Below are 20,752 nucleotides of genomic sequence, written 5' to 3'. Positions count from 1 at the left end.
CTTTGTTTTTCAATTAATAGGAATGGCCAATGTCACCCGGCATCCCGACACCTGTTCTGTTTCTTTTCGGTCGCAAATGGTGATGGTCGGCTCTGTTTCATACAATTCTTTCAGAATCTGAAACTCTTCCTGCACCGCTTTCACACCGAAACCTTCCGACGGCTGGCCATTTAGACCCGGCCCGTCGTCGGTTATATCAATTTGCAACACCTTGCCCCGCTGCCTGATATCGATTAGGATATTCCCCTCTCCTCGTGGAGCAATGCCGTGTTTCACGGCATTCTCCACAAAAGGTTGTATCAACATACCCGGTATTTCTACCAGATCGGTTTCGATCGTTTCGTCGACGGTCACCGCATATACAAACGGGAATCGCAACTGTTCCAGATTCAAATATAGATAAAGCTGTTCGATTTCTTCCGAAAGCGCCACCATTTTCTTTTCCGAGTGATTCAATACCATGCGCACCATGCGTGAGAATTGCACTAAGTATTCATTCGCCTTCGCATTATCGCCCCGGTTGATCAGGTTCTGAATCGAACCGAGCGCGTTAAATACGAAATGCGGATTCATCTGCGACCGGATCGCTTTCAGTTCCAATTCCTTGATCTTTCGTTGCTGCTCTTCTTTCTTACGTTTGAGATTCAGCCGGTAACGAATAATGCCCACCGCCAATACTGCAAAAAGAAATGTAAAACCAAAGCCTCTCCAAAAACCTAACCAGAAGGGAGAGGATGCGCGGTTGAGGTCTTGAGCGATCAGATTTGCCACTTTGTCCGGGCTCCAAAACCGATTCGTACAACGATAAAGGATAGTACCATCTTTTCGCATAACAAGAAAAACACCTATATAAGGATCGAACGAAGCAAGGGAAGCAACAAGGGTAGTATCCGGTATGTACAAATACTGATCGAATTTTTCCTGATTAGCATCCCGGGGTTCCAAAGCATAAAAATAACATTGGATCTTATCTGTTATCCCCTTGGTTTGCAGTAATTTGTTCAGGCGATCAATATCAGAGTAACTATTATTACCGGAAGGGATATAAGGAGATATCTCCATTACCACATATTCCCGGTCGTTTCCCCAGGTGGATACCGCCTTTTTGGCAAGCGTGATATCCGTATCCTGAATTTTATTGCCTTTTTCCAGCGGCAACAATTGCTCATAGATTTTCCGAATCAGATTCCGCAATGCGATGTCGGGGCAGGTTTGCATAAAATGTTCATACTCTGCCTGGCTTTCCGACAGATTATCGGCATACATCTTCTGCAAGAGATAGCGGTGAGACACACGATACTTCGGATAACCGGCCAATAGTTGATCGGCAAAATAATATTTCTGCTCAAAACTATGATTTGAAGGATGATTCCTGTTGCTGATCGTTTCCGTAGCCATGTCTCTTCTTTTATAGTCGACATAGGTTATTAGAAAGTTTTCATAACCGGACGGATTATACTGATAATCATACAAAGGGGCTATCGACCGAATAGAAGCTGAATCCCCAATCATCTGTCCTGTATTTTCACCATACAATTTAAAAGTGAGATTAGAGCTTGCCAACATATAATCTCTACTCAACTCAAGTACTCTTTTCCAATAACTGTCCAGGATGGTATCGCATTTTTCTATCAATTGATCAAATCTCTTTTTTTGGTGTTGCAGATAATCCTCGGGACTTCTACTTGAAAAAACATATTGATCCACCCGTTGAATTTCCCAAATCAACTCATACTCTTCCCTACTTCTGTTTCCTTTATACTCTACTTCGCCATTCTCAAACCGCTTCACCCGGACTGAATCACCCGGAGAGAGATACATATGTATGTATTGATTGATATGTTCTCTATCAATATGGAAATATAAGGTGGGATGAGAGAGATAAAATGCTTCGTAGAATATCGTAGTCATTTCCGGGGTTTCCAAATGAATCGATACATTGGGAGGCAAAGAAAAAGAGGCGTCGACAACCCTTGTCTCGCGCGTTTCTGTCAGGCCGGCTTCGTTGGCAGGAATGTCTCCGACCTTTTGCATGCGCTCTTTTCGAGCCTCAGTTGGCTTAATGGCTCGCCGGATAGCCGTGGTGATCGGCTTTTCTTTCTGCGCAAATAAGCGCTCCATTTCATATTCGATGACAGGCTGAAGATCAATGATTCCCCTATTAAGTTGTAAGTGCTTTGGAAGGGCATTTGTTTGTTCGTTTTTCAAGCCATAATCAACCCGGTTGGCGGCATAGATATAATATAGATTATCGTATGGACATTCCAGGGCGGTCATGATACCGCTCGCGCGATCGTATGAGGCAGAAGCAACGATCTCTTCCCTGTCGGGAAAAGCCCATTCGCCCTCTTTCAACGTCATCCAAATATCTCTTTCTCCTGTCGGGAAATCAGACTTATAACGGCTATCGTAATACCAAAAAGCCTCTCCTCCTTCGATATTCTTCACATCATATAGGTAGTCCACCTGGAAGTCAAAAGAGATCTGTTTGGTATCGACTTCGGTCACGATGGCCTTCAAGACCGTTCGTCGCACATTCTCATTCCGCCAGGGCACCTCCTCTTCTACGCCTGGCGCCACGTAGGGATAATACTCGACCGACTCGATCAATAGCCAGTCGCCGGGTTCCAACGAATCAATGTTTTTATACTCTTCTGCATACCCAACCAGGCCGAAGAGTAAAAACAAACTGAATAAAATGATTTTCTTTCCCATTGCCGTAAATTTAAATTGTTTTGTTTAGAATCACATCACAAAACTAATGACAAAGGATATTTTCTGCCGGTTCAATGAGTATTTGACAAAAGGGAATGAGTATTTGGAAAACAACGGCCTACAAAGACGATCTCTCTTTGGGTCAACCCCGCAAGGGGAGAGGTCTCTTTTTTGAAAATGTTAAAATATCGATTGTAAGCAAAACAGCCGTTTTACTTACAAATCCATACGTTAAAAAGTGTTTCTCCCGGGAGTTTGTCTCCGAAGTCCCGCTTTTTTGCGCGTAAAGTCCTTCCGAAATTACAAATCGTAAATTGGGGATTCTGACGAAAACGGGCAAATTAACATTTGTTTACGGTTTGCTATTTTGCATTTGTTTTAAAAATCAGCCAATACGTGCTTTGCGTTCCGGATTATCGTTACCTTGCATCTTTAAAACGAAAAATAGTGAAATGTTGAACAGCGCGTTTATTTCCATAGGCACCAATGCTGACAGGGAACGGAATAGGCTACTGGCTGCCGGCCGGTTGGAGGAATTGTTTGAAGAAGTTTATTTTTCCGACCCTATAGAGACGGAGGCTGTTGGAAAGATTCGAGAGGCACCGCCTTATATCAACCAGGTGGCAGCAGGTTTTACCCGGCTCGACCGGGAAACCCTTCAGGAAAGACTGAAAGAGATTGAAAGAGGGTTGGGGCGGCGGCTCGATGATAAGGGGTCGGGGCGTGTACCAATCGACCTCGATCTGTTGATCTGGAACGAGGAGGTATTACGCCCGAAAGATATGCAACAGGAATATGTCAGATTGTGTTTGCCCTCACTTCAGGCAAAAATCAGTTGCACCAATCTCTCTGCCAGGAATTTGTTTGAATAGGCGGGGAAAAGTACTTTGCGGCGGTTTTCGATCACCTCTTCCGTCATTGCGATATTCATCAGGCGTTCGCAGGCGCTGACCATCTCCTCCGGCTTGTTGGCCACGACACAGAGGTTGTCGAGTCCGCTACCGGAAAGCATCAGTTTATTGACCACCACAAATCGGCCTTGGAAGAGACTATTAAGCAGCTTCAGTTTCAATCCCGTATCCTGGAAGGTTATCAGTAATTGCACTTGGGCATTTCCCACCAAATCATCCATTTCATCGACCGTAGGGTTCGCTTTGATCTCCACATTGGAGTAGCGGGAAGCGGCCAGGATCAGGCGCGGAGAGGGGTTCATACCGGCAATAATACAACGTCTTTGCATCCGGCTGAACACACGATCGATCAGGAAAAGCGCCGCCAGTTCGTTTTCGGAAACCGATAGATTTCCATGATAAAGGATAAAATCCGATTTCCCCGGGCGCACGGTCAGCTGTTCGTTCGGATGGAAGCTGGGCATATGCACTACCCGTGCTTTTGGAAAGCGCTCACGCAGCTGTAGTGTGTCGGCCGTTGAAACTACAAGCATCAGGTCGGCATAACGTAATACCTTTTCATAACGACGAAAGCGAAAGCTCTCTATCCACAAGAAAAGTTTTTCCAATCCTTTGCGGGTCGACTTGGCTAGCATGCGATAATAATCATGTTCTATATTGCTTTCACGATAAATCTTTATCCGGTCGCGCAGGCGTGGTTCCTTTAAGTAATAACAGGTGTGAAGTCCTTCGAAAAGGATCGGATACTCATCTTCCAGCAATCTTTCGAGCAACAGCGGGTCACGCCGGCTATACACATTATAGGGCAACAGACTAAGGTTCGACAACCAGCCGGTCTTCCGTTTATAATAATAGACCTTTTCGCAATACGTTTCCAACACATCGGCATGCTCCCTGCCATACTCAAAGCAGTGGAGAATAATACCGACCCCGGCGGCATGCAGGGCTTTCAGTTTATAAAACACATCGATGACTCCTCCGTAGTTGGCCGGATAGGGAATGTTGAACGCAATAATATGCAAATGTTTTTTCATACTGTGGGAAATTGATACTATCAGGGGTTATTCTTTCTTTCCATAACAGTTAAGTCGTTGAAAATGTTCGCAAACTGATGTGCCTGGTAAGGACGGGCATATTGTTGGAGCGCCTCTCTGTCGACCGACGAAGCGGTATAGCCCTGCTGCTTCCATGCCTCGTACTCTTGTTTCAGAAAGGCGCACACCTCGTCGACATTTGTGGCAGCCAGTCCGGCACGGGTGGCGCGGATGGCTTCGGCCAGGTAGCTTTCATCGCTTCGGACGCATAAGATAGGCTTCTCAACCGCTAAGGATTCAAAGAACTTGGTGGTCATTACCCCTTTCGGGCCATCCGCGGCAGAGCGGTTGGTCAGGAGCAAAAGGATGGAGCTTTCATTCAAGACCTTCGGTATATCGGTCGCCGGAACATAGCCTTTGAAATGCATATAGGGGAGGAGATGATACCTCTCTGCCTCTGCGGCAATCACTTTTCGGGAGGCTTCATCCACATACCAGTCGACCCGGCAGTCGGAGGCCTGCATGGTTTTCTCGCGGATCAGGATCGAGAAGGCTTCGAAAAACAGGGCGGGATCGCGCATGGCTGTGCTCAATAGGCGACCGGTGTAGGTGATCACAAAATGAGAGGTCGGCGTATGGACCGGATAGAATAGTTCCGGATCATAGCCGTTATAGATCAGTTCGGTATGCGGATTATACTGTTTCAACTGCTCCACATGCCAGGGAGAGACGGTCGTGGCAACGGATGCCTGCCTCAACGCCCGGTTGCGACGGCGCATGCCTATGCGGGTATGGAGCTTCACCAATAGCTTACCCAATCCAAACAGGACGGGCGGGCGGTGGGTGATATACTCTTCGCCGGTGTATTGTTCGATGATATCGCGCAGATCGACTACCAATGGAAGGCGGTATCGGCGGGCAGCCTTTCGCGCGGCTGTCAATGGGAAGGTGCGGAAACTGCTGCAAAGGATGATATCGAAGTCTCCGTTTCCCAATAGTTTATTCGCCTCGCGCAGGATCTTCCTGTCTTTATAGGCAAACAACAGATCGCCCAGGAAGGTGAAAAGCCACTGACGACGGCGTCCACCCGGAGTCGACGCGGTATAATAGGAGACGCGATGCGTTTCGGTCTCTCCGGAAAGGAATGAGAAAGCCTGCTCATCGTCGACCGCTTCTGTCAGTATAACGGGTTCCCAGCCCTCGCTACGCACATATTTGCAGAGGTAACCCATCCGAGGTCCAAAAGCCGGTGGGAAGAGATCGCATATAATCAATACCCTTTTCATAAAAGTCGAATAATCATCTCCGCGGCTTTTCCGCTGCCATAATCCAATATCTCTTCCCGTTGCTGAGGCAGGTTCGCTACGCAACGCAGAATATCCTCCGCGCGGTAGCCTGCCACTTGGTTCCATCCGGCATCGACCGTCTCAGTCCATTCCGTCTCTTCACGCAGGGTCACACATGGGGTATGGTGGAAATAGGCCTCTTTCTGCACGCCTCCCGAGTCGGTCAGGATGAGGGTGGCCTGCTTTTCCAGCATCACCATATCCAGAAACGAGAGGGGCGCCACAAGGCGGATACCCGGATGTTTTTCCAATAGGGATAGGAGATCCTGCTTGTTCAATGCCTGCCGGGTACGGGGATGGAGCGGCAACACCACCGGTGAGGCGGGGGTGCCGATCGTTGTCAGGGCCTCGATAATCTGCCGCAGCCGCGCCGGATCGTCGGTATTCTCTGCCCGATGTACGGTAGACAGATAGAAAGATTTATTGGTGAGGCGTTCCCGGGTAAGGATATCAGATGATTCGTCGGCCAACTGGCCAAACAGAAGGGCTGCGTCGTACATCACATCGCCCACATGGTGTACCCCTTCCCGGATGCCTTCGTTTTCTAAATGACGGATGGCGGCCAAGGTGGGGCAACAAAGTAGCGACGAGACATGGTCGGTCAGGATGCGGTTGATCTCTTCCGGCATGGCTTTGTTGAAGCTACGCAGGCCGGCTTCTACATGAACCACCGGGATATGCAATTTGGAGGCGGCCAGGGCTCCAGCCAGTGTCGAGTTGGTATCGCCATAGACCAGCACATAATCGGGCCGGTTCTCCAGTAAAATCTTTTCAATAGCGATCAATATATGCCCGGTCATCTCGCCATGATGAGCGTAATGTTCCTCTAATTGCCAGGCAGGCTGCGGGATCTGCATCTCACGAAAGAAGATATCGCTCATCTCCGGATCCCAATGCTGTCCGGTATGCAATAACATCTCTTGGATGGGATGATCGGGATTGTGTCGATTATGCGCCAGGATAGCCCGACTGACCATGGCGGCTTTGACAAACTGAGGGCGCGCACCCACTATTGTTATGACTTTCATCGATTCGCTATTTGTTCCAGTAAATAAGGATAAAGGGCGGGAAGATAGCTCTTCCCGTCTTCATAGAGGGAGGTATTATGCCAGAGAAGTACCAATTCCCCACCGTGATCTTCCACATGATCGATCAGTGCTCCCCCGGTCATTTGGGCTTCATCCAGACTGAGTCCCATATATTTCTTCGCTTCCATTGTGTTATCCATCATGATAAGCGGATGGAGTAGGAGGGAGGAGAGGCGTCGGTTCACCGGATTGATCCACCTGACCGGGCGACAGGTGCCCAGACGAAACCCGACCATATCGGCATAGCCCATCGTGAAATCGTCGGTTATGCCGGCGGCTTCTAAGCTATCAAGTGATTCCGGTTCGCGGGCCGCCAGGAAATGATGGCGGTTCCATTTGATCTCTTTCACCGTATATTGTTCCAACGCAGCCTTTTCCTTCGCGATACTATCCGGCTGTTCGGAGGCCAGGTAGCTGGCATGCAAGCCGATGGTGGCCTCTTCCCGTTCGATGGAGTCGATAAGTCGCGCGATATCTTTCTGATTGAGCTTGTAATGTGGCTTGTCTTGCGGCGCTTTTCCGCCTGAACGTATGAAGTAGACCGCTTCGCACCGTTCCCTTTTGCGTAGCCGGATCAGTTCTTTATCCAGCTCGAAAAGCCGTGGAAAGGTATAATAGGGATCCTTTTCCAAGGCACCGAACTTCCCTTTGAACGATCGTATCAAGCCCCTTTTGTCGCGAATCGAGCGTACCAATCCCTTCCAGGAGCGGTAAAGCGTGGGGGCATCCACATCGTGTGTCAGCCAGACCTTACGGATTCCTTTCCGGATGTCTGGTAGTTCCAATCCGGATTGACGCAGCCAGTGGCGCAACAAACGGCGGTATTCATCCACAATCGGATACAGAATAAAGCCGGCGCGGTAGGGAAGCGACTCTTTTCCGGGGAAACGTCCATGCTCATCGCGCACATTTCGGCGCACCATCTCTTCGTATCGGGTGATCAGGAAGTAGGTGGAGGCAATAATATCGGCATAAACAACCAGCGTATCGCCAATAACTCGCGTCTTGGGTGTGCCGAAAAGCAACGGAATATGGTCGATCTCCTGCAAAGGCAGGGAGGGAATCGACTCGGGTGTGCCATATACCCCTTCCGAAAAGAAACCGGAAGGCACGATCACTACGTTATAGCGGTAGAATTCATTCCTATCGTCGGTGTACCCAATGGTTTGGATCAGATTGGGAGAAACATCATCGCCTAACAGGAAGGTCTTGATATAGTCCAACGTTTGTGTGTTCATACAAAGCTTTTTAGTTTCAACCAGGCTCTATGTAGTAAACTAAGTTTTCCTTTGGATATTGTGAAGTAGGGTATTTGTTGGGCGCCAAACTCGCGGAAAAAACGCTCGACTCCGGGCAACATGGAGCCTTCAAAATCGAATTTCTCGCTCTTTTCGCTCATTGCCTGAATGGCTTCCCACATCACTAAGCTGTGTGCTCCCGAATCGCGGTAAGCCGGATCGCCTCCTCCGGCGATATAATAGGCCGAACTCTCCTGCCAGGCAATAAAGACCGCCGCGTGAAGGTTCCCTTTTTCGTCGTAGCCTGCCCATATATCTCCCTGGTTGCGCTCGCGACAGGTATCGATCAGTCGGTGCAATATGTCCCGGTGCGGTGCCGATCGTTTTCCCTGGCGTTGGAATGTTTTGGTATATACCGCCAGTAATGCTGCCGCATCTACCCCTCTTACGACCCGGATCGCCTGTTTATCGCGCGCTTTGGTGATATGACGTCGCGTCTGCAGGCTCATGTTTTCCCATAGCCTCTCTTTGTCTTTCAGATCCGGCAGGATATAGGTGTACCGTGTGGTCTGACTGAACCCCTGCCAGTAGAAGGGCAACCAGTCGGTAATCTCATACGAGAAATTCTGCAAAAAATGCGGATAGTTGCCGATTTCGGCAATGATTTGTTTACATAACTCCTGCCGTTGGCTGAGGCGTGAGGTGTATTTGGTATCTTCCGACGTCGGTGCCAACCAGGGACCCATGGTCTGCGTAAAAGGAGGCATGGATACGATGCCCTTGTGCGGAATGAAAAGAGGACAGGTAGCCCGTACCTGTCCTCCCTGTTCTATCCAGATAATATCCCACATGCCTTCGCTGCAAGCCGCATCCAGCCACCAATCCCGCGAGAAAAGCGGAATGGTTTTCTCTGTCAGGCAGAGCTGGCGGTAGGCCTCTTTATTGAACATAGGCATGCACTCTATTATACCGGTTTAATTATTTCTTCAAAGAAGCTGTGATCTGTTCGGCCAGTTCGTCGGCCAGTTCGGGATTGTCGTTGATCAGTTGCTTCACCGCGTCGCGACCCTGTCCCAGTTTGCTGTCGTTATAGCTATACCAGGATCCGCTTTTCTTTACGATACCCAGGTCGGTCGCCATATCGACAATCTCGCCGGCGCGTGAGATGCCTTCGCCGAACATGATATCGAACTCCGCTTTGCGGAATGGGGGAGCCACTTTGTTCTTGACTACCTTCACGCGTGTGAGATACCCTTTCACCTCTTCTCCATCTTTGATGGCAGTCGAACGGCGGATATCCAAACGCACAGAGGCATAGAACTTCAACGCGTTCCCCCCGGTTGTCGTTTCCGGATTACCAAACATCACACCAATCTTTTCGCGCAACTGGTTGATGAAGATACAGGTGGTATTTGTTTTGCTGATAGCCGCGGTCAGTTTACGCAGCGCCTGCGACATCAAACGAGCCTGGAGTCCCACTTTGTTCTCGCCCATTTCGCCTTCCAACTCCGCTTTCGGTGTCAGAGCGGCTACGGAGTCGATCACGACAATGTCGACAGCGGAAGAACGGATCAGTTGTTCCGCAATCTCCAATGCCTGCTCTCCATTGTCGGGTTGTGAGATCCAAAGGTTGTCGATGTCGACACCCAGTTTCGCTGCATAGAAACGATCGAAGGCATGCTCCGCATCGATAAAGGCGGCAATACCTCCGGCACGCTGTGCCTCGGCGATCGCATGGATGGCCAGGGTGGTTTTACCCGATGATTCCGGTCCGTATATCTCAATGACACGCCCACGTGGATAGCCGCCAACGCCCAATGCCAGGTCTAACCCGAGGCTACCGCTGGGTATCACCTCGACCTGTTCTACGACATTGTCGCCCATTTTCATGATAGAACCTTTCCCGTAGGTCTTTTCTATCTTATCCATCGCTGCGCGGAGCGCTTTCAGTTTGTCCGCATTTCCGGTCGCTTCCGCCCCGGCTTTCATGTCTTCTTTCGCCATTCTGTTGTCTTTGTTTGAAAATGATTACTTCGTTAAGATTTATAGTTCCAGATCTACATTGAACAGTTCATGCCAGGGCAGTCCCTGTTCGTTTAATTCCACCATAAACGGATCCGGATCGAACTCTTCGGTATTCCATACACCCGGCTTCTTCCAGAGTCCTTGCAGGAACAGTTTTGCTCCGATCATCGCCGGCACACCGGTCGTATAACTTACCGCCTGCGCGCCAGTCTCTTCATAAGCGGCTTTATGGCTGGCATTGTTGTAGATATAATAGGTCAACGCCTTCTTATCTTTCGAGATACCACGGATGCGGCAACCGATCGACGTCTCTCCTTCGTAGTTCTCTCCCAGCGATCCCGGGTCGGGTAATACCGCTTTGAGGAACTGGATAGGCACGATCTCTACGCCGTTGTAGAGGATCGGCTTGATGCTGTCCATGCCGATATTCTGTATCACACGCAGGTGGGTGAGGTATTCCTGTCCGAAGGTCATCCAGAAACGTGCCCGTTTGATGGTCGGGAAGTTTTTTACCAGACTTTCCAGCTCTTCGTGATACATCAGGTAGGATTCGCGTGGACCAACGTTGGGGTAATCCAATGGCTGGTGAACCGACAGCGGTTCTGTTTCATGCCATTCTCCATTCTCCCAATACTTTCCTTTCTGGGTGATCTCCCGGATGTTGATCTCCGGATTGAAATTGGTCGCAAAGGCTTTGTGGTGATTACCCGCGTTGCAATCGACGATATCAAGATACTGGATTTCGTCGAAGTGATGTTTGGCGGCATGTGCCGTAAATATGCTGGTCACGCCCGGGTCGAAACCGCAACCCAGTATGGCTGTCAGTCCCGCCTGCTCGAAGCGTTCTTTGTAGGCCCATTGCCAGCTGTATTCGTATTTCGCCTCATCCAGCGGTTCGTAGTTGGCCGTGTCTAAGTAGCTCACGCCATAGGCCAGACAGGCATCCATGATAGACAGGTCCTGATAAGGCAAAGCCAGATTCACGACCAGATCCGGTTCGTATGATTTGAAAAGCGCGACCAGTTCCTCCACATTGTCGGCATCTACCTGCGCTGTTTTCACTTGCATATTTTTAATGTCCGCGGCAATCTTATCGGCTTTACTCTTCGTGCGTGTAGCAATCATGATATCGGTAAACACATCCGCGTTCATCGCCATCTTTTTCACGGCAACCGTGCTTACACCTCCCGCACCGATCACTAATACTTTTCCCATGTACTCAATAGAATTAATCTTGTTGTTATTGTTTAGTAAGGACCCGGCATACAAAGCCTGCCCTTTAGTCTTGAAACCAAGGAACAAATATAACAGTATTCTTTGAATTATCAGAACAGCAAATGCGGAAAATGATAAATTGTCTGAACGTTATTTTCCGGTTCGGACGAAATATCATTTTGTCAAAAACGCAGGAGTTTTTTTTCGAAATCCCGGGACTTTGGAGACAAACTCCCGGGAGAAACATTTTTTAACGTATCATATTGTAAGGCAAAATGGCCTTTTTGCTATCAAAATGATAATTTCGAAGGGTGGCGGATTCATCTAAATATGTTACATTTGTCGGAAACAAAATGACGAATCATTATGAATATACGTACGGCGGATGTGACACGCTACATAATGCCTCTTCGTGAAGGAGGTTCGCTCCCGGCATTGGCAGAAGCCGACGATGGATTCAAATATGTCGTGAAATTCCGGGGATCGGGACATGGGTCAAGAGCAATTATTGCGGAACTGATCGGAGGCGAAATAGCCCGTTTGTTAGGTTTTCGTGTGCCGGAAATTGTTTTTCTGGAATTGGATGAAGCTTTTGGACGTGTACATGGCGATGAGGAGATTCAGGATCTATTAAGAGGCAGCCGGGGATTGAATATTGGGCTTCATTTCCTTTCGGGAGCGCTGGGGTTCGATCCGGTAGCGCATGAAGTGGATGCAGAGACCGCTTCCCGCCTGGTATGGATGGATGCTTTTCTGACCAATATCGACCGGACGATAAAAAATACCAATATGCTTATCTGGCATAAGGAGTTATGGCTGATCGATCACGGCTCCTGTCTTTATTTTCATTATACATGGAGCAATTGGGAAAAGAGTTCCCTGAGTCCGTTCCCGCTGATCAAGGATCATGTACTCTTGCCTTATGTATATAAAGATATGGGGGAAACCGATCTGTATTGTAGGCAGATGTTGACAGAAGACAAAATCCGTTCCCTTATCGACCTCATCCCTGAGGATTGGCTCCATTGGGAGGGAATTGCTGACTCGCCGGAGCAGATCCGTATGACCTATTTCCAGTTTTTAATGAACAGGTTGCAACATGCCGATCTGTTTGTAAAAGAGATTGAACATGCCCGAGAAATACTTATATGAATATGCCATCATTCGCTTTCTTCCACGGGTGGAACGCGAGGAGTTTATGAATATCGGTGTGATCCTTTTTTCAAAACGGGCTCGCTTTATTAAAACGATCTATCAGTTGAATGAAGAGAAGTTGCAATGTTTTTCTTCCGAACTCGACATCGATTCACTCCGAGAGAGTCTGAATGCTTTTGATAAGATATGTTCCGGAGAAGAGGAGGGAGGATTGATTGCCACCCTGGAACTTCCGGATCGTTTCCGGTGGCTTACGGCTATTCGCAGCACCTCTCTCCAAACATCACGTGCAAGAACCGGATTTACATTCGATCCCCAAAAAACATTGGAAAGACTCTTTGAAGAATTTGTCCTTTGAGGCGCTCGGAAAAGCCTTGGAATTCTGTTAATTTTAGTTGTTTTTTAGATCAATTGAATATCCTTTTGTATTCATAAACATTTTTTGGCTACAACTCCCCTGTCGCTTAACATCTATTATTGATAAAAGGCTTGACAGATAAAGAAAAGGCTGTATCTTTGTATCGTGGTTTTTTCATAATAGTATTAGATTTAAGGTTAACAAAATTGGTTAGGGGTTGTCGTGAGACAGCCTTTAATTTTTTATATAGGATAGGGTAGTTTCTCCGGGGTGGAGGGGCTACTTTTTTTTATTGCGCCAGTCGATACATACCGCCGGGAAGGATTTTGACTACGCCTTCCATCTCCAGTTCAAACAAGAGAGAGGATAATTTGTAGACCGGCATATCGGTTGCCAGAGCTAATGTGTTGATATGTATTTCATTCTTGCCGCTAATGGCGGAGACAATCTTTTCATAATCGCTGTTTTCGGGAAAAGAGATCATGGGTTGCTGAGGGATGACAGGTGGTTCGGTCGGGTTTTCCCAACACAAGCCGGCAATCAGTTCCTGCGCGGAGGTGATCAGACCCGCTTTGTTCTGTCGGATCAGGTTGTTGCAGCCTTTGGAATGGGCATCGTTTACCCGCCCGGGGAAAGAAAATACATCGCGTCCGTAGGAAAAAGCGATATCGGCTGTGATCAATGAACCGCCCTTTTCTGCCGATTCAACCACAACCGTGGCGTCGGATAATCCGGCAACGATACGGTTACGTTTCACGAAGTTTTGACGTTCGGGCTGGGTGCAGCTGGGGAAATCGGTCAGCAATCCGCCGTTTTCGAGCATCTCTACGGCGATGTTGCGGTGTGCCGAGGGATAGATCATATCCAGTCCATGTGCCAGGACGGCCACGGTAGGCAGTTTATTGTTCAACGCCGAGCGATGTGCCTGTATGTCTATTCCATAGGCAAGCCCGCTGACAATCAACATATCGGGAAAGATCTCCGCCAGGTCGTGGATTAGTTTCTCTGTCAGTTCCCTGCCGTAATGGGTTGCTTTGCGGGTGCCGACCATACTGATTACCCGGGGCACATTCAATTCCGCCTGCCCTTTGTAATAGAAGAGCACCGGAGCATCCGGACACTCACGCAGGCGAACCGGATAGTCGGCATCGCTCATAAAAAAGGTCTTTATCTTGTTTTTGGCTACGAATTCAGCCTCTTTTTCGGCCAACCGGAGTACTTCGGGGCGGCGTATCTCGGCAATATGACGCGCACCTATGCCGGGTACTTTCTCCAATAGGCGTTGTTTTTCGGTAAACACAGCCTCTGCACTTCCCATTGCCTCCAACAGATGACGGGCAAGCACATCGCCAATGCCATTGATCATGGTCAGGCCGATTTGATAAATCAGATGATGTTCCATAGCTAAGATTTTGAAATAAAGATACAAAAAAACGCGACCGATCAGGCCTTTATCCGGCTTTTATTATTTGGAAGCCTTTTTCAATAGTTCGTCGAAATACTCTCCCCGGGTGAGTCTCCCCTGGTCGACAACGACGGTCTCTACCCGTCCTTTGGCTGCCAGTAGCCCGTCGGGTTCGCGATAAATATATTGATCGAACACCAGTTTAGGCCCCTCCTTCGAGATGTTTAGGCAGGAGAGGAAACGATCGCCGCTGCGCAACGAGTTTTTAAACTGAATATCGACACGAGCCACAAAGGCATCGACCCCTTTCTCGTGCATAACACCGAAGTTTTCGCCCAGCGATTCCAGGAATTCATGCCGGGTGTGTTCCATATAGTGCTGGTAATTGGAGTTATTGACCACTCCCTGCAGGTCGCATTCATAATCCCGCACCTTGAAAGGCAATGAGAAGATAAATTCTTTTTTCATTTTAGTTCTTTTCTGTTTACAGGCTCCATCTTATACAATCGATCCGATGGCCTGACCTTTTCTGTTGTCTTGATGGAGAAGCGCTCGCCTTTCACCGTTTCGGCAACAGGCTGCATATCGACGTGAATCTCTTCTACGGTTTGCATCAGAGCGCCGGTTGTGGGGCCGGTGATCAGTATTTCATCGCCCACCTGCAGCGATCCCGACTCCATTTCGAACTCGGCCACGCCCAGTCCACTGAAATATTTAATGCCTTTGGCTACGTAAACCTTCTTTTTCGTAGCGCCTGATCCATACACGCTGCTCCATTCTCCCAGGCGTTGCCCCAGGTAGTAGCCATCCCAAAAGTCACGGTTGAACACCGAACGAAGGCGTTCGTCCCAGCCGGCGATCTTCTCTTCGGTGAAACTACCTTCGCAATAGGCCAATACCGCCTGTTTGTAACACTCCGTTACGATGCGCACATATTCCGGGCCACGGGCACGTCCCTCGATTTTAAACACCCGTACGCCTGCGTCCATCATTTTGTTCATGAAATGGATGGTCTTCAAGTCTTTGGGCGACATGATGTATTGATTTTCTATATCCAGTTCGATATCCGAATCTTTATCTTTCACGGTGTAGCCCCGGCGGCAGATCTGTGTGCAGGCGCCGCGGTTGGCCGACATATTCATCTCGTGCAGGCTCAGGTAGCATTTGCCCGATACGGCCATGCATAAAGCACCATGTGCGAACATTTCGATACGGATCAACTCGCCACGAGGGCCTTTGATCTGCTGCTCGTGGATCTGGTCGTAGATCTGTTTCACCTGTTCCAGGTTCAACTCACGCGCCAGCACCACCACATCTGCAAAGCGAGCGTAGAACTTCAATGCTTCCACATTCGTAATATTCAGCTGAGTAGAAAGATGCACCTCTTGTCCGATCTGGTTGGCATAATCCATGGCTGCCACATCTGCCGCGATGATAGCCGAGATATTCGCCTCTTTGGCCGCGTCGATGATTTGCCGCATCAGCGACATATCATCTTCATAAATGATGGTGTTTACCGTCAGATAGCTTTTAATCCCATGCTCCCGGCAAATAGCCGCTATCTGATGCAGGTCGTCTATCGTGAAATTATGAGAAGAACGGGAGCGCATATTCAAGCCCTCTATCCCAAAATAGATAGAATCGGCTCCCCCTTGTATGGCCGCCATCAATGACTCATACGAGCCGACCGGCGACATGATTTCAAAATCTGTTGCGTTCAATGTTATAACTATTTGTTAGCGACTACAAATATACGGGTTAATTTCTACATGCGCCATCTGCGTAAAAAAAAGTGACCCTGACTTCTTTGTAGAAATCAGGGTCGAAAAAATAGTAGTGCCTCGTTCTTTGTATACTGGCTTTCGCCTGGTTGTTTTATCCCTTATTTACCGCTGTTTATTATACTTTTGCCCATTTAAAAGCTGATTGTTTTTTACTCTCTTTTTCAGATATCCCTCAATATCCTCAATTTTTGTATATCTTTTGTTTCTTGATTAAAGTTCAACTACTGCAGTTTCGAACTCGTTGTACTGCCAATCCAATACGTGACATTTTACTGAGCAATCAACGCTGCTACCTACAACATTTACAGTTACGTGCAGTTGGTAGATGTTACCAGCTTCAACGAATTTGCCATCTTTATGGTTGATAGTGTATGTTCTTGAATCTTCTTTTCCGTCTACTGTGAAAGTCAGTTCCATAGCAGTCAGGTTGTTTTTGTCGTTGTTCGGGTAAGTTACGAAAGAAGCTGCTTCTAAAGAGTTAACTGATTCGTTAGTGAAAGAAGCGCCAGTTGCATTTAAAGTTCTTGCAGTGTTCTTGTTGATCAATTTAACGCCTGTCAAAACTACTGTTCCATAAGTGTTTTCTTTTACATTTACATTGAATTGTTTCAGTTGAACCTGAGCTGTCAGTTGATACAGGTGGATGTTAACTGTTTCTACGTTTTTAGAAGCTTCAGCGATTGTTTCGAAACCTTGTCCTTTAGCAAATGTAAAGTTGCTGGAACCGCTTTTCACCAGGTTAGCCAGGTCGTTAGCGTGTAAAGGCTGGTTCATAACCGCTTCTCTTGTTGCCAGACCTTCGAAAGAAGTAGACGTGTTAGCTACTACATATACTTCGTATGCGCGGTTAGTCTTCAGTAAAACTTTCACATCTTCGAAGCTGGTTACGTTATCCTGTGCGAAGTATACATTGTTGCCTTCAAAAACAACAACAGATGCGCTTGAAACAGATGTGCGGGTTGCAACGTCTGAATCAGCTACATTGAAAGAAACATATAATTGAGTATCGTCTGCAGAAACAACAGCTGTTTCAGATGCGGGAACAACATTAAGCATATCATCTTCCATTGAACATGATACGAATGCTACTGATAAAAATGAAACGGCTAATAATACATTTAAGAATCTCATGACGGTAATTTTTAAAACGGTAATTTCTTTTTGTCTAAACTTTCTGATGCAAAGATATGGCGGGTTCCGTTAGGGGGAGATAGGTGAAAACTTCAACTTTCAGCGGTGTTTCTACCTATTTGCATCCTTTGATAATTTTACCCTCCATAACGATAGGAATGACACGTATGCCTATGTGAAGTTTCTATCTTTTTTTGCGAGAAATCTGCTTGTTTTGGATAAAAAAAATTCGAAAACTTCTTTTTTATCTTCCTCCAACAGGCTGAAATGAGTCATTCCATATGAAAGGGCTACCTGTTTCTATGATTTTTTTTCGTATTATTGCAGGCAGAAATTCAATACTAAAATACCATGATGCCAAACGATCGTTTCTTTATTTCTCTGATGTTATTATTTTTATTATCTATCACTGGACAGGCTCAACGGAGCTTGACGGTGGAAGACCTGACTGCCTGGCAACGAATCACTGACAAAGTGATTTCCGACGATGGGCGATGGTCGGCTGTGACAGTTGCTCCTTGGGAAGGCGACGCAACTGTTTATTTGTATGCCAACCAGAAACAAGAGTTGGTGGGATCTTATACGCCGGCAGGGGATAGCGATTTTTCATTCAGTTCTACCTATTGGCTGGTTGAAGAAACACCCTCGAAACAGGAGACCGATTCCCTCAAACTGAAAAAGACAAAAAAAGATGATATGCCGATGAATCGCTTAGTGATCCGCCGTTTGTCGGGCGGAGAAGAGCGAATCGACTCCGTACGTTTATATAGTATAGCTGCCAAAGCGGACTGGATGGCCTATCAGCGGGCGCGCAAAGATTCCACGTTGATTGTTCGTTCATTGAATGGAGAGAAGGAACATCGCTTCCCGGCTGTTACCGATTTCGATTTTGCCGAAAAGGCGCCTCTGCTTTATTATATTACCGAAGGAGATACATTGGAAACGAAAGCCGGTCTCTACTCTTTTGATATGGAAAACGAAAAAAACGTTTTAGTGAAAGAGGGCGATGGCTTCTTCGAAGAGATCACCTGGGATGAAACGGGAAGTAACCTGGCATTCCTCTACAGAGAAGACAACGATTCCATCCCGCATGCCATGGAATTGTGGCTGGCAGGCAGAAACAGTCCCGCACGGAAGATGATCGACCGGGCAGACCCGGCTCTGCCCGACGGGTGGATCATCAGCGAAGAGGGCTCTGTTCGTTTCATCAACGACGATAACTATATTGTGTTAGGCACCATGCCGGAGCCCCGGCAGAAAGACACCACCCAATTGGACGAATACCGTCCGAAGGTGCAGGTGTGGTCGTGGGACGAACCGGTGCAATACACCGTACAGCAATACAACCGGGAACGCGATCTGAAAAAGACCTATACGGCGGTTTATCATATCCAGCGGGGACAATTCCTGCAGATAGGAACCGAGGAAACACCGGATGTTTCCCTGCCTTGGAAAGGCGAATATGCTATTGTGGCCAACAGCCGCCCCTATTCTGTCTCTTCCATGTGGGAATATGAGACGCGAAAGGATATCTACAGTGTATCGCTGACAACCGGCGAACGCCACCGCATGCTGGAGGCCGATTACGCCAATCCGACCCTTTCACCCAACGGACAATTCGCCTATTGGTATGCGAGAAGGGATAGCTCATGGTACACCTATGAATTCGCGACCGACAAGCAATACCGGTTGACGACCCCGCAAACCTTCACCGCCTGGGACGAGCAAAACGATACGCCCGACTACCCTTCGGCCTATGGAGCAGCCGGATGGGCTGAGAAAGATGCCAATATCTTGATCTATGACCGATATGATATTTGGAAATTTGACCCGCGGGGGGTTGAAACACCGGTAAATCTTACCGTAAACGGACGTGCGGAACGGATCAATTACCGCCTGATACGTTTCGACCGGGAGAAACGGGATATCAATCTGAAAGAGACACAGTGGCTGACCGGATTTAACGAACGGACGAAAGGATCGGGCTATTACGAAAAGAAACTGGCTACTCCTTCTGCGCCTAAGGCACTGTTGGCAGGTAATTATCGCCTGACAGCACCGGTAAAAGCGAAAGAGGAGAAGGCGGTTCTTTATACCCGGGAGACATTCGAAACATACCCCGAGGTCTATCTGTCGGATCTTAGCTTCAAGAAAAGCCACCAATTGACTCGCGAAGGTGAACGGCAGAAAGATTTCAAATGGGGAACAGCCGAATTGGTATCGTGGACATCGCTGGATGGCAAACGCCTCGAAGGGGTATTATGCAAACCGGCGGGTTTTGATCCGACTAAGAAATATCCGATGATTGTTAATTTCTATGAGCGCAATTCCGAAAACCTTTACAGCTACCATATGCCGGAGCCGCATCGGTCGACAATCGATTACCATATGTACAACAGTCAGGACTACCTCGTGTTTAATCCCGACGTGGTCTACGAAGACGGATATCCGGGTGAAAGCTGCTACAATTGTGTGATACCCGGCGTGATGGCCTTGATTGAACAGGGTTTTGTGGACGAGAAAGCCATAGGGGCGCAGGGACATAGCTGGGGCGCTTACCAGGTTGCCTACCTGGCTACACGCACCCGCCTCTTTGCCGCTATCGAATCAGGAGCTCCCGTGGTCAATATGTTCAGCGCCTACGGCGGTATTCGTTGGGGATCGGGACTGGCCCGGTCGTTCCAGTACGAACACACCCAAAGCCGCATCGGTGGAACGCCCTGGAGCGCACCGCGTGAGTTTATGGAAAACTCGCCGCTCTTCACCATGGATAAGGTGGAAACGCCTATCCTGATCATGCACAACGACAACGACGGGCATGTGCCCTGGTATCAGGGAATCGAGTATTTTGTCGCGCTGAAACGCCTGCAAAAACCGGCTTGGTTCCTCAATTATCCCGGCGAGATTCATTGGCCGATGAAGATGGCCAACCGCATCGACTTCCAGAAACGTATGCTTCAGTTCTTCAACCACTACCTGAAAGGCGAACCTATGCCGAAATGGATGGAAGAGGGATTGCCTGCAGTCGATCAGGATTTTGAGTTGGGGTATTAATCCATTTCGTGTGTATTAGCCGGATTCCTCTAACATCCATTTCATTTCTCAAAACCTTATTAGAAACACCGTCTGTATTCCGGCGTTGGAAGGGGCGGGTCATGCTACGTTGTGTCAGGACATAATGCGGTAGGATAGGACTGCGTTCTGCGGGAAATTCTATCGTCGAGGGGGGGGGGGGGGGGGGGGCGATTCCATCCGTTGGGAAATGCAATCGCGTAGCCAGTAAAGTCGATTGGCCACGACCAGACGATTATTTGAGGTATTTTTTAAATATGGTATTTAAACAAAAA

Annotated in this window: 16 protein-coding genes; 4 read left to right on the top strand and 12 right to left on the bottom strand. The window is 48.1% G+C overall.

What is annotated here, in order from left to right:
- Positions 1-9: 9 nt before the first annotated feature.
- Positions 10-2,715, bottom strand: coding sequence for a histidine kinase (locus M2137_RS00080; RefSeq protein WP_280764437.1), 2,706 nt, complete (start codon positions 2,713-2,715; stop codon positions 10-12).
- Between the two features lie 452 nt (positions 2,716-3,167).
- On the opposite strand from M2137_RS00080, the gene M2137_RS00075 reads away from it, so the two are divergent.
- The gene (locus M2137_RS00075; RefSeq protein WP_280764436.1) at positions 3,168-3,587 is read left to right on the top strand and encodes a 2-amino-4-hydroxy-6-hydroxymethyldihydropteridine diphosphokinase; all 420 of its coding nucleotides are present in this window, start codon (positions 3,168-3,170) and stop codon (positions 3,585-3,587) included.
- On the opposite strand, the gene M2137_RS00070 is transcribed toward M2137_RS00075, so the two are convergent.
- The 7 genes from M2137_RS00070 to M2137_RS00040 are packed head-to-tail and all read right to left on the bottom strand — an operon-like array spanning position 3,536 to position 11,572.
- The gene (locus M2137_RS00070; protein ID WP_280764435.1) at positions 3,536-4,660 is read right to left on the bottom strand and encodes a glycosyltransferase; all 1,125 of its coding nucleotides are present in this window, start codon (positions 4,658-4,660) and stop codon (positions 3,536-3,538) included. The genes M2137_RS00075 and M2137_RS00070 overlap by 52 nt on opposite strands.
- 20 nt (positions 4,661-4,680) lie before the next feature.
- Entirely contained in the window at positions 4,681-5,946 is a 1,266-nt protein-coding gene (locus M2137_RS00065) for a glycosyltransferase (RefSeq protein WP_280764434.1), read from the bottom strand.
- A complete protein-coding gene (gene wecB, locus M2137_RS00060; RefSeq protein ID WP_280764433.1) occupies positions 5,943-7,034 on the bottom strand; it encodes a UDP-N-acetylglucosamine 2-epimerase (non-hydrolyzing) in 1,092 nt (363 codons plus the stop codon). Before wecB ends, M2137_RS00065 begins: the two co-directional genes overlap by 4 nt.
- Positions 7,031-8,332 (bottom strand): polysaccharide deacetylase family protein, encoded by a 1,302-nt coding sequence (locus M2137_RS00055; RefSeq protein WP_280764432.1) that lies wholly within the window; start codon positions 8,330-8,332, stop codon positions 7,031-7,033. The genes wecB and M2137_RS00055 overlap by 4 nt, the downstream gene beginning before the upstream one ends.
- Entirely contained in the window at positions 8,329-9,288 is a 960-nt protein-coding gene (locus M2137_RS00050; protein WP_280764431.1) for a GNAT family N-acetyltransferase, read from the bottom strand. The genes M2137_RS00055 and M2137_RS00050 overlap by 4 nt, the downstream gene beginning before the upstream one ends.
- A 22-nt stretch (positions 9,289-9,310) precedes the next feature.
- A complete protein-coding gene (gene recA / locus M2137_RS00045; protein WP_280764430.1) occupies positions 9,311-10,336 on the bottom strand; it encodes a recombinase RecA in 1,026 nt (341 codons plus the stop codon).
- A gap of 39 nt (positions 10,337-10,375) precedes the next feature.
- Positions 10,376-11,572, bottom strand: a complete 1,197-nt coding sequence (locus M2137_RS00040; protein WP_280764429.1) for a saccharopine dehydrogenase family protein — start codon at positions 11,570-11,572, stop codon at positions 10,376-10,378.
- Between the two features lie 366 nt (positions 11,573-11,938).
- Here M2137_RS00040 and M2137_RS00035 point away from each other — a divergent pair, with 366 nt between their 5' ends.
- Positions 11,939-12,724 carry a HipA family kinase gene (locus M2137_RS00035; protein ID WP_280764428.1) on the top strand — a complete coding sequence of 262 codons (786 nt, stop codon included), beginning with the start codon at positions 11,939-11,941 and terminating at the stop codon, positions 12,722-12,724.
- Positions 12,702-13,085 carry a DUF3037 domain-containing protein gene (locus M2137_RS00030; RefSeq protein ID WP_280764427.1) on the top strand — a complete coding sequence of 128 codons (384 nt, stop codon included), beginning with the start codon at positions 12,702-12,704 and terminating at the stop codon, positions 13,083-13,085. The genes M2137_RS00035 and M2137_RS00030 overlap by 23 nt, the downstream gene beginning before the upstream one ends.
- A gap of 289 nt (positions 13,086-13,374) precedes the next feature.
- Here the strand turns inward: M2137_RS00030 and dprA are convergent, their stop codons facing one another.
- The 4 genes from dprA to M2137_RS00010 form a co-directional block, all read right to left on the bottom strand.
- Positions 13,375-14,487: a DNA-processing protein DprA gene (dprA, locus tag M2137_RS00025; RefSeq protein ID WP_280764426.1), complete on the bottom strand. Its 1,113-nt coding sequence runs from the start codon at positions 14,485-14,487 to the stop codon at positions 13,375-13,377.
- A 63-nt stretch (positions 14,488-14,550) separates the two neighbouring features.
- The gene (locus M2137_RS00020; protein WP_280764425.1) at positions 14,551-14,958 is read right to left on the bottom strand and encodes an acyl-CoA thioesterase; all 408 of its coding nucleotides are present in this window, start codon (positions 14,956-14,958) and stop codon (positions 14,551-14,553) included.
- On the bottom strand, positions 14,955-16,211 hold the full coding sequence (locus tag M2137_RS00015; protein WP_280764424.1) for a peptidase U32 family protein: 1,257 nt from the start codon (positions 16,209-16,211) through the stop codon (positions 14,955-14,957). The genes M2137_RS00020 and M2137_RS00015 overlap by 4 nt, the downstream gene beginning before the upstream one ends.
- Positions 16,212-16,484: 273 nt before the next feature.
- Positions 16,485-17,405, bottom strand: a complete 921-nt coding sequence (locus tag M2137_RS00010; RefSeq protein WP_280764423.1) for a hypothetical protein — start codon at positions 17,403-17,405, stop codon at positions 16,485-16,487.
- A 384-nt stretch (positions 17,406-17,789) separates the two neighbouring features.
- Between M2137_RS00010 and M2137_RS00005 the strand changes: the two genes are divergently transcribed.
- Entirely contained in the window at positions 17,790-20,459 is a 2,670-nt protein-coding gene (locus tag M2137_RS00005) for a prolyl oligopeptidase family serine peptidase (RefSeq protein WP_280764754.1), read from the top strand.
- Positions 20,460-20,752 lie beyond the last annotated feature (293 nt).

Origin of the sequence: Parabacteroides sp. PFB2-10 (assembly GCF_029893085.1) — a bacterium.
Classification (GTDB): domain Bacteria; phylum Bacteroidota; class Bacteroidia; order Bacteroidales; family Tannerellaceae; genus QVMG01.
Note: the sequence above shows the minus strand (reverse complement) of the source record. Positions and strands in the feature narration are given on the sequence as shown.